This window comes from Candidatus Defluviilinea proxima (assembly GCA_016721115.1).
GTDB lineage: Bacteria > Chloroflexota > Anaerolineae > Anaerolineales > Villigracilaceae > Defluviilinea > Defluviilinea proxima.
The window spans coordinates 1,776,065-1,791,271 of the sequence record JADKIW010000001.1 but is presented as its reverse complement, the minus strand read 5'-3'; the positions used below and the strand labels follow the sequence as shown (position 1 = coordinate 1,791,271).

Annotated in this window: 12 protein-coding genes; 3 read left to right on the top strand and 9 right to left on the bottom strand. The window is 49.6% G+C overall.

The genetic code is table 11. From position 1 onward, the window contains the following. Positions 1–7: 7 nt before the first annotated feature. The 9 genes from IPP66_08265 to lysS all read right to left on the bottom strand — a co-directional run bounded on the left by IPP66_08265 (position 8) and on the right by lysS (position 11,222). Positions 8–1,072, bottom strand: coding sequence for a PQQ-like beta-propeller repeat protein (locus IPP66_08265; protein ID MBK9925274.1), 1,065 nt, complete (start codon positions 1,070–1,072; stop codon positions 8–10). 29 nt (positions 1,073–1,101) lie between these two features. Further along, a complete protein-coding gene (locus IPP66_08260; protein MBK9925273.1) occupies positions 1,102–2,073 on the bottom strand; it encodes a phosphoribosylaminoimidazolesuccinocarboxamide synthase in 972 nt (323 codons plus the stop codon). 133 nt (positions 2,074–2,206) lie between these two features. Beyond that, a complete protein-coding gene (purQ, locus tag IPP66_08255) occupies positions 2,207–3,007 on the bottom strand; it encodes a phosphoribosylformylglycinamidine synthase I (protein ID MBK9925272.1) in 801 nt (266 codons plus the stop codon). Then, positions 3,004–5,811 (bottom strand): phosphoribosylformylglycinamidine synthase subunit PurL, encoded by a 2,808-nt coding sequence (purL, locus tag IPP66_08250; GenBank protein MBK9925271.1) that lies wholly within the window; start codon positions 5,809–5,811, stop codon positions 3,004–3,006. The genes purQ and purL overlap by 4 nt, the downstream gene beginning before the upstream one ends. A 79-nt stretch (positions 5,812–5,890) precedes the next feature. Next, positions 5,891–6,730, bottom strand: a complete 840-nt coding sequence (gene lysX / locus IPP66_08245) for a lysine biosynthesis protein LysX (protein MBK9925270.1) — start codon at positions 6,728–6,730, stop codon at positions 5,891–5,893. A gap of 107 nt (positions 6,731–6,837) precedes the next feature. Beyond that, positions 6,838–7,836 (bottom strand): isocitrate/isopropylmalate dehydrogenase family protein, encoded by a 999-nt coding sequence (locus IPP66_08240; GenBank protein MBK9925269.1) that lies wholly within the window; start codon positions 7,834–7,836, stop codon positions 6,838–6,840. Between the two features lie 112 nt (positions 7,837–7,948). After that, a complete protein-coding gene (locus IPP66_08235; protein ID MBK9925268.1) occupies positions 7,949–8,446 on the bottom strand; it encodes a 3-isopropylmalate dehydratase small subunit in 498 nt (165 codons plus the stop codon). An 88-nt stretch (positions 8,447–8,534) separates the two neighbouring features. Then, on the bottom strand, positions 8,535–9,794 hold the full coding sequence (locus IPP66_08230; protein MBK9925267.1) for a 3-isopropylmalate dehydratase large subunit: 1,260 nt from the start codon (positions 9,792–9,794) through the stop codon (positions 8,535–8,537). A gap of 45 nt (positions 9,795–9,839) precedes the next feature. Further along, positions 9,840–11,222 carry a homocitrate synthase gene (lysS, locus tag IPP66_08225; GenBank protein ID MBK9925266.1) on the bottom strand — a complete coding sequence of 461 codons (1,383 nt, stop codon included), beginning with the start codon at positions 11,220–11,222 and terminating at the stop codon, positions 9,840–9,842. Between the two features lie 586 nt (positions 11,223–11,808). Here lysS and IPP66_08220 point away from each other — a divergent pair. The 3 genes from IPP66_08220 to IPP66_08210 are packed head-to-tail and all read left to right on the top strand — an operon-like array spanning position 11,809 to position 15,181. Next, positions 11,809–13,113 (top strand): anion permease, encoded by a 1,305-nt coding sequence (locus tag IPP66_08220; protein MBK9925265.1) that lies wholly within the window; start codon positions 11,809–11,811, stop codon positions 13,111–13,113. Between the two features lie 29 nt (positions 13,114–13,142). Further along, complete coding sequence (locus IPP66_08215) at positions 13,143–13,613, top strand: hypothetical protein (GenBank protein ID MBK9925264.1); 471 nt, start codon at positions 13,143–13,145, stop codon at positions 13,611–13,613. Positions 13,614–13,639: 26 nt separating this feature from the next. Continuing rightward, on the top strand, positions 13,640–15,181 hold the full coding sequence (locus IPP66_08210) for an ammonium transporter (GenBank protein ID MBK9925263.1): 1,542 nt from the start codon (positions 13,640–13,642) through the stop codon (positions 15,179–15,181). Positions 15,182–15,207: the final 26 nt, after the last annotated feature.

The following is a 15,207-nucleotide window of genomic DNA, read 5'->3' as shown; positions in this document are numbered from 1 at the left end:
TCCTCAATTATTTTTTGTAAGCGAACAGGCGATTGCCTGTAGCAAATACCAGCATATCTCTACCAGATATCATGTCTTGATTTTCAACGCCTAGCAATACTGGCATTGCAGTACCTAACAAGCCTATTTGTTTTTTAGTATTTACATCAAAAACCCAAATAGCTCGATTAAATAGACCTCTAACATATACTTCGTCATCTAAAAAACTTGGGCTTTGTGGGGCATCTAATGCGATTTTGTACTCCAGAAAACCATTGGAACGACGAATAGCATATAGATAATCCCTGTCAATCGCAAATACATAGTCTCCGTGAATTAATGGACGTTTGAAACCAAAGCCTGATAAAAACACACTCCACAATTCAATTCTTTTTCTAGCATCGAAAGCTATAATGCTGTCTCCCAGTGCATAGTAAATAACCCCATCTAGGAAAGCAGAATCACCGATTGGATCATCCCCATCACCCCAAACTACTGAACCTGTTTGAGCGTCGACTGCTTCTATACCGTTGTCTGGAATATAAATTAAATCACCATCGATATATGCAGCAACAAAGCCTCGTCCAACCCCTTTACGCCAAAGCAAATTGCCTGTCTTAGCATCAAAAGAAACTATATCGTTCGCAACTTCATTGACAAGCACCATGTCTTTTGAAACATCAACTATCCAATTGGCGCTACCAACTGCCTGCTCCCAAATTAGTTTTCCATCTTTTTGAGAGATTGCTAAAAGATATTTGCTGTCTGATGTATAAATGATTCCATCAAATGCAATGGCTGGGCGTGGTTGGAGTTGATTTTTTAGCCCAAAGAACCACATCACTGCACCAGAATTTTCCTGCAAAGCATAAATACCTTCTTTTGTTTTTGCAAGTAAAACTCCGTCTCCAGTTTTTGATAATTCAACAATACTGTCGAATATTGATCCGCTATTTAAAGAAACCGCCCATTTTTTTGTCAAAGGAAATGGTTGTGCCCCCAAATTGATTGGGGTTAAAAAATTATTGACTGCAAAATACATGGCAGCAAACAGAAAAACTACAATAAAACCAACAACCCAAAACTTCTTCATACAATCTGGTTCCAATTATTTATTCCTGTTTAGGAAATTCCTAACTTTCTCATATTCTCAATCAAGCGATTTTCGACAGGATACGCGCCTGCTTCAAACGCTTTGCCCGTGAGCATTTCATAGATGGTGATGTAGCGTTCGCTTGCCGCCGTCCAAAGTTCATTGGGCATGGACGGAATCTCGCCGTCGCCACGATAGCCTTTTTCGGCGTAAGCGATGCGGACAAATTCCTTGTCGAAATTTTCAGGTTCTTCGCCTGCGGTGAATTTTGCTTGGTAAGTGTCCGCTTTCCAATAACGAGATGAGTCAGGCGTATGGACTTCGTCAATCAACATCACACTTCCGTCAGGAGCAATGCCAAATTCGTATTTGGTGTCCACGAGAATCAAGCCTGCTTTATCCGCAACTTCCTGCCCACGTTTGAAGATGGCGAGTGCGGCGGATTGAACTTGATTCCAAGTCTTTTCATCGAGCAAACCTTTCTCGGTCACTTCAGCGCAGGTCAGGCGTTCATCGTGTCCCGTCTCGCCGCCTTTGGTGGTAGGCGTGATGATGGGTTCGGTCAAGGCTTGATTCTTTTTCAAGCCTTCGGGGAAGTTATAGCCATAAATATCCCGCTCGCCGATGGAGTAGCGATACCACAAAGCGGTTGTTGTTACGCCTGTGATGTATCCGCGCACGATGACTTCGATGGCGAGCGGCTTAACAGTGGTGACAATCGAGACGTTCGGGTCGGGTACAGACAACAAATGATTCGGGATAATGTCTTTGGTCTGATCGAACCACCATGCGGAGAGTTGATTCAATACTTGCCCCTTATATGGAACCTTGGCAAGGATTCGGTCAAACGCCGAGAGTCTATCCGTTGTGACGATGAGGCGTATACCATCGGGCAGGTCATACCACTCGCGGACCTTGCCCATCTGCTTATTGGGCAAAGGCAAGTTTGTTTCACCAAGAGCAGATGGAAGAAGTTCAGTGAGATGCTGTTTGTCAATCATGATTACCAGTTTTACTCCGTTGGTTGAGTAGGGCGAAGCCCGTATCGAAACCAACATATAACAAAAGAAATTTGCTTATTGGTGGTTTCGATACGCCGCTCGTTTCACTCGCGGCTACTCAACCACCGAGTACTTATAGTGCGCTCGCGTATTTCACGCCGTTTTCAAATAATGCCAATCCGCTATTGCCTTTGATACCACGAGTCCACTGCGGATGCTGATGTGGATAAATGTGATTCTCTGGGTGCGGCATGAGTCCCAGCACATTGCCCTGTGGATTACAGATGCCAGCGATGTCTAAAATAGAGCCGTTCGGATTGGCGGGATAATCTCCGTTGGCAGGGGCGCCATCAGGGTAAGTGTACGTAAGTGCAACCTGGTCACTTTCGATGAACGAGGAAAGTGGAAACGAGCGGGAGGCTTGGAAGTTGCCTTCACCATGAGCGATGGGGCAAATAATCGACTCTTCCAAGTCTTTTGTCCAGATGCAGGTTTGCGATACAGGAGCAAGGTTCACCCAGCGACATTCGAAATGACCTTCAGCATTGAAGGTGAGGGTGACTTCTCCCTCACCCCTATCCCCTCTCCCGCTGTGAGAGGGGGATTCTCCCGGCAAGATACCCGACTTGACCAACGCCTGAAACCCATTACAGATACCGATAACAGGTTTGCCTGCATCAACGAACGCAGTGATCTCTTCTTGAAAATAGGAAGCGAGGTCAAGGGCAAGGAGTTTGCCTGCGCCGAGGGCGTCCGCGTAGGAGAAGCCGCCGGGGACAACGAGCAGGTTGAAGTCCGTGAGAAGCGTTTTGTTTTGTCGCAGTTCATTGAGTGGAACGCCGATTGCGTCCGCACCTGCGAGGGTCAGCGCTTCCATCACGTCGAAATCACGATTGGAGCCGTGGGCCTGGAGGACGAGTGCTTTTGGTTTCATAGGGCATCAGGGTTGTTGAATGCATGGACCAGATCATCCACAGCGATCTCAACGTTTGAAATTTTTAGAATGGGTTTAGCAGTGACATCGCCAATTTTTTGGAAAGGCAGATTAGCAAATTGTTTTTCAAAAGCGGATATGTTCGCTGGTGTGACTTCAACAAGCAGACAGCCGTTGACCTCGTTGAAGAGCGCGTCATCCTTGACTTCAAGCTGGATACCGAGACGGCCGCCGATACACATCTCTGCGACAGCGACAGCAAGACCACCTTCGCTGAGATCATGCGCCGAACGGACAAGTCCGCTTGTGATGGCTTGATACAAGGATTGATAGACCTGCATCGTGGATTGCGGCACATCGGGCACAGCTTTTTGTTCGGCTGTGAATTCGCCAACAAGATAAATGAGATTGCCCGCTTCTTTCAAATCCATTGTGATGGATTTGCTCACATCGTCAACGACACCGATGGCAGAGATGAGCAACGTGGGCGGAATAGAGTGGCGCAGACCATCCGTGCCGAGATATTCGTTGTTGAGCGAGTCCTTGCCACTGATGAATGGAGCACCATAGAAGAGCGCCGCATCGTGACATCCGCGACAGGCTTCAACCAATGTGCCAAGCGTTTCAGGTCGGAGTGGATCACCCCAACAGAAATTATCGAGAACAGCAATACGTTTCGGGTCCGCACCAACAGCAACCGCATTGCGAATAGCTTCGTCCATGACGGACCATGCCATTTTGTAAGCGTCGCGTTTGCCGTATTCGGGGTTGATTCCATTCGAAAGGACAATCCCTTTTGTGCCCTTTGTGCCAATGGGTTTGAGCACAGTCGCATCGGAGGGCGCATCCATTTCGATACCAGTGAGCGGTTTGACGACTGTCCCGCCTTGCACTTCGTGGTCGTAGATGCGGATGACTGACGCTTTGGATGCGATGTTAGGAGAAGAGAGGAGGGAAAGCAGCTGGTCTTTGATATTGACGATAGACGATGGACGATGGACCATTTCTGATGACTGGTCACTGATAACTGCTTTTAACTGCCTCTGCGGAATACCATCGTGGAGGAATTCATTGTCCATGTTGACGACAGGGGATTTGCCATAACGCACAATCAAGCGACCTTCACCTGTGAATGCACCAATGTCCGTCAGCTCGGTATCGAAGGTGTCACAAAGTTCTTGTAAAGCAGAAACTTTATCCGGTGAAACTGCGACAACCATACGCTCCTGTGCTTCAGAGAGCCAAATTTCCCATGGAGCAAGTCCGGGGTATTTCAAACGGACCTTCGTCAAGTCCACATCACAGCCGATGGTAGAAGCCATCTCCCCCACTGCGGAGGACAAGCCACCTGCGCCACAATCAGTGATATCGTTGTAGAGTCCCAAGTCACGGGCGCGAACGATGACATCGATCAATCCCTTTTCGGTGATAGGGTCGCCGATCTGCACCGACGCACCAGAGACTTCGCCAGTTTGTGCGTCCATCGTCATGGATGAAAAGGTTGCGCCACGTAAACCATCACGTCCTGTGCGACCGCCCAGAACAATGACTCGGTCACCGACTTGAGGGTCTTTGTGATGTTTGCCTTTGGGAGCGATGCCAACACATCCGCAAAAGACGAGTGGATTAGCTGTATAGCCTTCATCATACAGAATCGCACCGTTGACAGTGGGGATGCCGATCTTGTTGCCATAATCCTGCACACCTGCGACAACGCCCGATTGAATGCGACGCGGATGCAAGACACCTTCAGGCAGGGACTTCGGGTCAAGGTCTTGCGGACCGAAGCACAAGATGTCTGTATTCGCTATCGGTTTTGCAGAGACACCCAACACATCACGGATGACTCCACCGACGCCTGTGTTCGCTCCACCGAACGGTTCGACCGCAGAGGGATGATTATGTGTTTCGGCTTTGAAACTGATCTCGTATTCATCATCAAAGTCAATGATGCCTGCGTTATCTACAAAAGCAGAGATGACCCAGGGAGCAGCAATTTTATCGGTTGCTGATTTGAGATAGGTCTTGATCAGACTATCGACCATGGACAATTGACCATCGGGAGATATGGTCTGTCGTCTATCGTCTATGGTCACTTTCGCCTTGAATGTTTTATGGACGCAATGTTCGCTCCATGTTTGAGCGATGGTTTCAAATTCAACGTCGGTTGGGTCACGGCCTTCTTTAGCGAAGTAATCCTTGATGGCTTGCATCTCGGCCAGGTCCAATGCGGCGCGGCGTTCTTTCGAGAGGGCGAGCAGTTCATCATCGGACAGGTCTCGGATGAGGATGAGTTCAACGGCTCCGCTTGAAGCAACTTCTTCAGGGAATGAAGGTTTGATCTCGCCAAGCGCCCAGTGTTGGATAACGTTGTTCGCTAATAATGCTTTTGCGAGTTTCTCAACCTGTTCAACCTGCAAACCCTCAACCTGAAACCTTGAACCCGTTGCGGCACGATGGACTCCCTTGAGCCCGATCTCATGTGCGGCGCGGACGAGTTGTTCGGCGACGGGGTCTGTCACGCCGGGGCGAAGGGCAACTTCCAGAATAACTGAATCAGGCTCACCCGTAGAATGAGGCGATGGCAATTCAGTCCATGAAGCCGATTGCGTGACAGGGTCGCTTAAAAGTTTGAGGGTCAACTGTTGCAATTCTTCCTGCGACAGTTGACCCTCAACAAAGTACAGGTCTTGCACACTGATCCGTTGCAAGCCCTGAAAGCCGAGTGCCTGAGAATCTCGTAAGTACCCGCCGTTGCGCGGGTCGTTGGTTTTGTTGTGGACGAGGAATTTATAGATGGGCATGTTGTTCCTATGAAATCGTCGACATTGTACCTCTGTGTACAATGTCTAGTCAACAAACGAATTGGAAATGAAGGTTACATCACTTCGCTTGTTGTATGACATATTCGATCATCTTTTCAGGGATGTTCACACCTGTCGTTGCGATGCTGTTGCGGAACTCCATCGTGTGATTGATCTCGTTGATCGTGAGGCCGTTATCAGTTTCGAACAGATCAAGCGCGAGCAATCCCCCACCCACCGCACGAGCCGCACGTTGACAAAGATCCGCGATCTCGTCAGTGACAGGACAATTCGTGGCAACGCCGCCACGCGCCGTGTTGGTGATCCAATTTTCGGATGAACGATAGATGGCACAGATGCATTGATCGCCGATCACAAACGCGCGAATATCACGTCCGGGTTTGTTGATGTATTCCTGAATGTAGAACACCTGATGATTGACTCCCAGCGATGACTTGTGTTCGATCAACGATTCAGCCATGTGACGATTATCCGCTTTTGCGATGAGACGTCCCCATGAACCGACCACGGGTTTCAATACACATGGATACCCCATCGCGTCTGTCGCCTTTAGAGCTGCCTCTTCGTCAAAAGCCATCAGCACTCTGGGAGTTGGGATTCCGTTCGCCGCGAGGATCTGACTCGTGATGTATTTGTCACCGCATCGTTCGGCAACAACAGATGGATTCACAACAGGGACACCATGCGCTTCAAAGATGCGTGAAATGTACAACCCACGTGAATAGGAAATGGAACGTTCAAACAATACATCTACAGGCTCAGGGAGTTTATGGATATCGAAGAACGAATCACCATCGTTGATGCGGACGACTTCAAGGTCAGGGCGCTTTTCCAACTCTTCCAGTAAATATTTTTCCTCAGCGCGGAGGCGGGTGTATAAAAATCCAACTCGGGTCATAAATTCTCCTTAGGGTAGGTAGATGGGTAAACAAGTAGACAGGTATATAGGTGCTCCGTTGTTTACGTGTTTCTTTTACTTGTCTACTTGTTTTCTTGTGTACTCTTTTACAAATATCCAATAACTCTTTCCGTCACCTGATCGGTATTTAACGTTCCACCCAGATCAGGCGTGGACTCTTTATTCGCAATACAAGTCTCAACGGCCTTTCGCAAACGTTCAGCAGATTCTGTTTCGTTCAGGTAATCCAACATCATCGCTGTAGCAAGGAAGGTCGCAACTGGATTCGCTTTGCCTGTGCCCACCAGTGGAGGCGCACTTCCGTGGACGGGTTCGAACACTGACGCATCTACTCCGATATTGCCAGAGGAGGCAACGCCAAGTCCGCCAACGAACATGCAGGCTTCATCGCTCAAGATATCGCCGAAGAGATTCGTGGTAACGATCACATCAAATTGCTCGGGCGCACGGACAAGTTCCATCGCGCAAGTGTCCACGAGCATTTCGTACATGGTGACATCGGGATAGTCTTTTGCAACTTCCAACGCCACTGTACGGAACAATCCACAGGTTTGGCGAAGCACATTCGCTTTATGGACAACATGTACGATCTTGTGTTCTCGTTGTCTTGCGATATCGAATGCCTTGCGGATGATTCTTTCCGAACCTTTGCGAGTGATAACCCTTTCAGTGATCGCGCGGTTCCCATCATCTTCAAGTCGCTCGATCCCAGAGTAGAGTCCTTCGGTGTTTTCACGGACAATGACCATGTCTATGCCCGAACGCGATGACTCATGTGGAATGGAGCGGCACGGGCGCAGGTTGGTGTATAAGTCCAGCGATTGACGCATCCGCACGACAGGAGAGAAATATCCGGGGATGTTGGGAGGCGTCGTAACAGAACCAAACAACGTTGCAGAAGAGAGGCGGATCTGTTCAAGGGTCGAATCAGGCAATGGCGTTCCGAGTCGTTCGTAGGCGCCGAATCCGATATCTGCGCGGGTGAATTCAAAATCCAAAGGCAGGGCGCGCAAAACTTTTTCGGCGGCAGCGATCACTTCGGGGCCGATGCCATCGCCGGGGAGTAAGCAAATTTTATATGTCATAAATCTCATTCCATGTCGTTGCGAGGGCGATGTCTTTTCGCTCGAAGCAATCTCCTTGTTAAGTTGGAGATTGCTTCGTCGCAAAAAACACGAGCGCTCCTCGCTATGACATCTACGACATCAATTCCTGAATATCGTGCGTCTTCAAGAAATTGACAATGCCGCCTGCCTCGGCGATCTTCAAAACGAAATCGGGCAAAGCGTTCGCTTGATATTGATGACCGTTGGTGCGGTTGAAAATTTGACCCGTAGCGAGGTCAACGTCCACTTCGTCACCTTCGGTGATATCGGCAACGGCATCGGGGCATTCGAGGATGGGCAGGCCGATGTTGATGCAGTTGCGGAAGAAGATACGCGCAAACGACGGAGCGATGATGCATTTCGCCTGCGAGCCTTTGATCGCGATCGGTGCGTGTTCACGTGAAGAACCGCATCCAAAATTCTGCCCACCGACGATGACATCGCCGGGTTTTACATTCTTTGCATATTCAGGCTTGACCTCGCAAAAAACGTTTTTTGCCAATTCAAGCGGGTCGATCGTGATGTTATAACGGCCGGGAATGATCTCGTCCGTATTCATGTTTTCGCCAAATGTCCAAGCTTTTCCCATGATATATGTTCTCCTTTTTTCAAACACGAAGGGCACAAAGGTCACTAAGGGATTTAAAAAAGACTTTGTGTATTTCGTGTCCTTTGTGTTAAGAAATTAATTCCAAACTTTTGCGCGGATCAGTAATACGACCCGTCAAAGCTGTTGCCGCGGCAGTGGCCGGGCTGGCTAAATACACTTCCGAAAGCGGACTGCCCATACGCCCAATGAAGTTGCGATTCATCGTGGTCAAGGCACGTTCGCCTGCCGCAAGAATGCCGCCGTGACGCCCGATACATGCGCCACAGCCTGAGCCGGTCACGGTACAACCTGCGTCCATCAAAATTTCGATCAAGCCGTTGTTCAATGCCTTTTTGTAAATGCGATTGCTGGCAGGTGTGACGATGACACGTGTGTGCGGATTTACTTTTTTACCTTTCAACATGTTCGCTACGATCTCCAGATCTTCATAACGAGCATTGGTGCAGGTGCCGATATAAACCTCGTGCACTTCCAGCCCCTCGACTTCCGTCAACGGTTTGGCATTATCCACATCAGGATGGCAAGCCACTTGCGGTGCAAGCGTAGCAACGTCAATTTCGATCACACGCTCGTATCTCGGATTCACAGGTTGAATCTTCTCGAACGGACCTTTGGCGGGAGTCTGGTTTTCAAGATAATCGATCGTCACATCATCCGCCGCGATCAAACCGCACTTCGCGCCGATCTCCGTGGACATGTTCGGGAAGATGATGCGTTCGTGCATCGGCAGGTTATCAATATACTCACCACCGAACTCCACCGAACGATACGTACCGCCATCCATGCCCATCATGCCCGCGATGTAGATCATTACATCCTTGGCATAAACTCCAGGTTGCGCTTTGCCCTTCAACTCAATGCGGATCGTCTCAGGCACTTTGAACCAGCATTTACCCGTCACCCATGCCACACCGATCTCCGTTGAGCCGAGGCCAGCACCAAAAGCGCCCATCGCGCCATACGTGTTCGAATGTGAGTCCGCGCCGATGACGATGGCACCCGGCGTGATGAAACCTTCTTCAAGCATCACTTGATGACAAACGCCCTGATGAAAGAAATGGGGCAAGTCCTGTTCTTTGACGAACTCGATGATCTTCTTGTGGTTCTCCGCCGCCAACACATTCGGCGCGGGATAAGCATGATCGAGATGAAGCACGATGCGGTTCTTATCATGGATCGGTTTGCCGATATCACGAAATGCCTTGATCGCCAGCGGTGTGGTGTTATCGTGACTCATGATGTAGTCCACATCCAACAACAGGATCTCGCCCGCTTGCACGGGTCGGCCTGCTCTACGTCCAAAAATTTCTTCAATTAGGGTTCCCATAAAATCTCCTTTAATTCTTGTGTAGTGACGGGCAGCTGCCCGTCACTACTTTCCGTTTCCGTTATATTTTTTCAAGACCATGCGTGTCTCGGTCCGTTTGACGCCCTGCACAGTGCGTATCTCTTCGATCAGATTATTCAATGCGGCCACATTCTCCACGCTGACGAACACACTGATATCGTAGTCGCCTGTCACTTCATAGACATTCGACACGTTGGTAAATCCGCGCATGCGACGTACCACAGCCGAAGTGTACACATGCGATTCGACCTCGATCATCACCATCGCGCTGATATCCCGTGGGATGACATCGATCTCTCTACCCGTAACCTGCTCAGCGATCTCGAGAATATCCGCATCGAAAAGCTGTTTCCGCTGATCGCCGATATTCTTGATGCGCGTCACGATCACTTCCAACTCGGCCGCGCTGACCTCAATGCCATATTCTTCCAACCGTGAAGCGACAGCACTTTTGCCCGTGTACTTATCGATGACGATCTTACGTTCACGTCCGAGAATGGCTGGGTCAAACGGTTCGTAGGTTCGTGGGTCTTTGAGAATACCGTTGGTGTGAACTCCGCTTTTGTGGCTGAAGGCATTCTGCCCTGTGATGGGTTTGTTCGGTGCAAGCAAAACGCCAGAGACCTTTTCCAAATAACTGGAAAGTTCCATCAACGGTTGCAGGTTGAACTTTTCCACACTTTCAAGATTATGGAATGAGACAATCGTCTCTGCCAGATCGGGAATGCCGGTGCGCTCACCCAAACCATTGACCGTGGTATGGATGCAGTTCGCGCCACCACGAATACCTGCCATGGCGTTCGCCAGCGCAAGGCCATAATCATCGTGACAATGCAAATCGATCTTACAAGGATCGAGTCGCTCACGAAGCGCCTGCACACGCTCGAACATAGTGTGAGGTTGCATGATGCCGAGCGTATCGGCAAAGCTGATACGGTCCGCGCCTGCTTCGATGGCGGCGTTACAAACTTTGACCAAGAACTCAAAGTCTGTGCGCGTGGCATCTTCGGGTGTGTATCGTACATTCAAGCCAAGGCTTTTGGCATAGCTGACATGTTCGCGGATGATGTCAATCGCCTGATCTTGCGTTTTGTGTAGCTTGGCATCGAGGTGGATCTTCGATGTGGCATAGAAGATCGCAACACGGTCTGCGCCGCAGGCTTTGGCCTTGTCAATGCCGGGGCGTGAGGCAATGCTATGGGCCACGATCTCAGCCCGAAGTCCGAGAGAGGCGATGCGTTCGATCGCTTTGGCAACATTTGGCGAAACGGATGGGTCACCAGCTTCGATCATGTCCACACCGACGCGATCCAGCATTTTTGCTATTTCGATCTTTTCGTCTACTGTGAAGTTGACATAGGGAGTCTGTTCTCCTTCACGTAGTGTTGTATCAAGAATTTCAACCATGAACTCTCCTTTGAGTGAAAATAAAAAACGCCTTCCGTTGTCGGAAGGCGTTATGACGGCATACAGATAGACACAAAGAACTACAGAGAGACGTTATCCTTTTTCTGCTTTACCGAAACAAGCCCGATCCCGACAACTGAGGTTGTGGAGACGGGCTTGCGCTTTGATTTGGCTTCCATAAGGATACTTGCTTTATCTCTAAACATGTTGGACGGTATTCTACTCTGCATTGAATATATGTCAATGGTTTTGAGACATTCATTTGCGAAAAAGTTCGAGGATGCCAAAACCATACATAACGTTGTAATGGCTTATAAGACCGCCATCTGTTTGAATACTCAGCTCCGTTATCGTGGCTTTTAAGTGGTACATAATTACCTGTTTGGGCAATGACTAATTGGGAGTTGAACAATACAAACATTCCACAGTTGGGCGACGAAATGGACTCGCGAGATTCAAATCCCACCTTAATGCTCCATTTGGGTGACGTTTTAACTACTACTCATTGCGCGATTCATGACTGTATAGATGAATTTGCTCCATCGGGGTAATAGGCGCATCACCTTGAATCCATAAAATAAACCCCATGATATTCGCCCTGACTATTTTTGTTCTGGCATACATCGCGATAGCAAGTGAAAAATTCCCACGTCATTGGGTGGCGCTCCTTGGTGGCTCACTGTTGATCCTGTTCGGTGTGCTCACTCCCGCTGAAGCTTTGACCTATATCAGTTGGGAAACACTGGGATTAGTGGCTGGTATGTTCACACTCGTGGCGATCCTTGTAAAAGCAGGTTTCTTTACCTGGCTGGCGATGACATCTCTCCGCAAGGTCAATTATCATCCCGTACCTTTATTTATTATCTTGATTTTGTTGGCCGCCTTCCTTGCGGCATTCATGGATAGCATCACTGTAATGTTGTTCCTCGGGGCATTGACGCTTCAGCTCTGCACACTGTTGAAGCTTGACCCGGTCCCGCTTGTGATCGCTGAAGTATGCGCCGCCAATACAGGCGGCGCCGCTACATTGGTGGGCGACCCACCCAATGTAATTCTAGGCACAACTTTGGGCTTTAGCTTTTCAGATTTTGTTGCCAACACAGGCCCAATTGCATTAATCGGGGCGCTGATCATCGTGATATATGCCTTCTTGAAAAACCGAAAGTCTTTGAAAGAAGCACATGTAGCACTTACCCCTGAAATGATCGAGAAGATCGACGAACTACACAACGAACCTCTCCACGTTCATCTGACCCGCGTCGGCCTGACTGGTTTTCTCATGGCGGTGACCCTTTTAATCTTCCACATCCCATTGAGTAATTTGACCGGTTTGCCGATCAATGCGGCGGTAGCGGCTTTGATCCCTGCTGGAATCGCACTGATCGCATTACGCGATGACCAACGCAAAACAGTTCTGGTCACTGTAGACGGCGAAAGCATTCTGTTTTTTGCTGGGCTGTTTATGATGATCGGCGGCCTAGAGAAGGTCCACCTGTTCGAAACACTTGCAGAGTCATTGGCATTGGCCACAGCCTCCAACCCAAATACTTTGATCATGGCCCTGCACTGGGGACCTGGCCTTGCCAGTGGAATTTTAGATAACGTGCCACTGGCCTTGGCAATGACCTTTGTGCTCAAAGATTTGGCGGCCATTCCCGGCACACCGGCGCTCTCCATGATGGTTTGGTCTCTGGCAATGGGTGTAGATGTAGGCGGCAACCTGACGCCAATCGGCGCTTCTGCCAATGTGGTTGCCTATTCTTATATGGAACACAATCACGGGTCCATTGGCTGGAAACGTTGGCTGATCATCGCGGTCCCACCCACACTGATCGTCATGATAGTGACATCGATCATACTGCTCTACAAATTTCAAATTGGCTGGTATTGATCTTTTAGAAAATCAAAGGAGTTAAACATATGGTCATACTTTCTTATGTCGGTTACGTCATGATCGCCCTGCTGTTGATGAGCATGGTTGCCAAGGCTCGCCCTAAGATCAAAGAGCCTGCGCCCGGCAAAGCATTGAAGAGCATCCCGATGGGATTGCCATCACGCTTTGTACTGCATCGCTCAAGTTTACTCGCCTTGTTGACGGGCATTGTGTTTGGTGTGGTCACTGGCTGGCTCCCCTTGAGCATGGCCGGGATCATCGCCGCCGTAGCGGTCATCACTTTACTCCTGCCCATGCGATACACGTTCACAACCAAAGGTGTATCCGTCGGCGAAGGCATCTTCTATCCGTGGAGCGATTTTTCAGGATTTGCCGCTTCGGGATCGAAACTGAAGTTTGACCATCCCTCTTTCTTTGGACGTCTCACACTGTTCATCAAGCCCGCCGAAATGAGCAATGTGCTGAAATACGCTGAGCAATACGTCAAGACAAAATAATAAATCAAACAAAGGAGAATTGAGAAATGAAAATTACCAACAAAAAGAAATTGTCATTGATTTTGCTGGCCTTGGTCGTAATCTTTACCTTCGCCATTGCCAGCCCTGCCTTTGCCCAGGATGAAGGTCCTACCGCAGATCAGGTGAACGATATTACCGTAAGCCTCAACATCTTCTGGATGCTTCTCGGCGGCTTCCTTGTCTTCTTCATGCAGGCTGGTTTCGCATTGGTGGAAACGGGCTTCACCCGTAACAAGAATGTTACCCACACCATGATGATGAACATGATGGTCTTCTGTATCGGCGCAGTTGGCTATTGGTTGACCGGTTTCGCCTTCCAGTTCGGTGGCGTCAATGCGGCATATCCTGAGATCGCCCGCGCCGGCGTCATCGCTGGTGAATGGGCACACTCCCCCATCACACTTGGTGATTGGCAGGGTCTCATGGCTACACCTTTGATCCGCATCGGCCAGTTCGGCATCCTTGGCGGAAGTGGCTTCATGCTCGCTGGTCTCGGAACGAACGCTGGTATTCTCTCTTTCTTCCTGTTCCAGATGGTCTTCATGGATACCGCAGCTACCATCCCGACTGGTTCAATGGCTGAACGCTTGCGCTTCATCGGCTTCGTTGCGATGGGCTTGTGGGTCAGTATGTTCATCTACCCGATGGTCGGTGGCTGGGTTTGGGGCGGCGGTTGGTTACAGAATCTCGGTCGTGTTGCCGGGCTCGGTAACGGCGCAGTAGACTTCGCAGGCTCCGGCGTTGTACACATGATCGGTGGTTGTGTTGGTCTGGCTGGCGCACTCGTACTCGGACCTCGCATCGGCAAGTTCAACAAGGATGGTTCCGCCAACAGCATCCCCGGCAGTAACATCACGATTGGTGTTCTTGGTACCATCATTCTGTTCTTCGGTTGGTTCGGTTTCAACCCTGGTTCATCCCTCGGCTTCGTTGGCGCTTTCCGTAACCTCGCTGTGGTCGCTGCTATCAACACCTTGTTGGCTGGTGCCGCTGGTGGTACAGCTGCCATGACTTACATGTGGCTGTTCGGACCTTCCAAGAAACCAGATGCCGGCATGTCTGTGAACGGTCTTCTCGCTGGTCTCGTTGCTATCACTGCTCCCTGTGCTTTTGTTGATCCGTGGGCCGCTGTAGTGATCGGTCTCATCGCTGGTGTGTTGGTGATCTTCGCTACCAACTTGCTTGAGAAACTCAAGATCGACGATCCCGTCGGTGCTGTGCCGGTCCACATGTTCAACGGCGCCTGGGGCGTGCTCGCAGTAGGTATCTTTGCCAATGGCAACCCCGATACTGCCGCCTGGAACGGTGTCGAAAGCGCTGTCACTGGTTTGCTCTACGGTGGCTCAACCCAGATTTTGGCTCAACTTACTGAAGTTGCTGCAATTTTCATCACAGTGTTTGGCTTATCCTATCTCTTCTTCAAGGTCTGCAACTCGTTCAAACTGTTGCGTGTTTCCCGTGAAGACGAATTGGGCGGTCTCGATATGCCCGAAATGGGATCCGTGGCTTACCCTGTTGACTGGGAACCTGCGGCTGACGCAAAGTAATATCGCTTAGGTAAATTTATGGACCT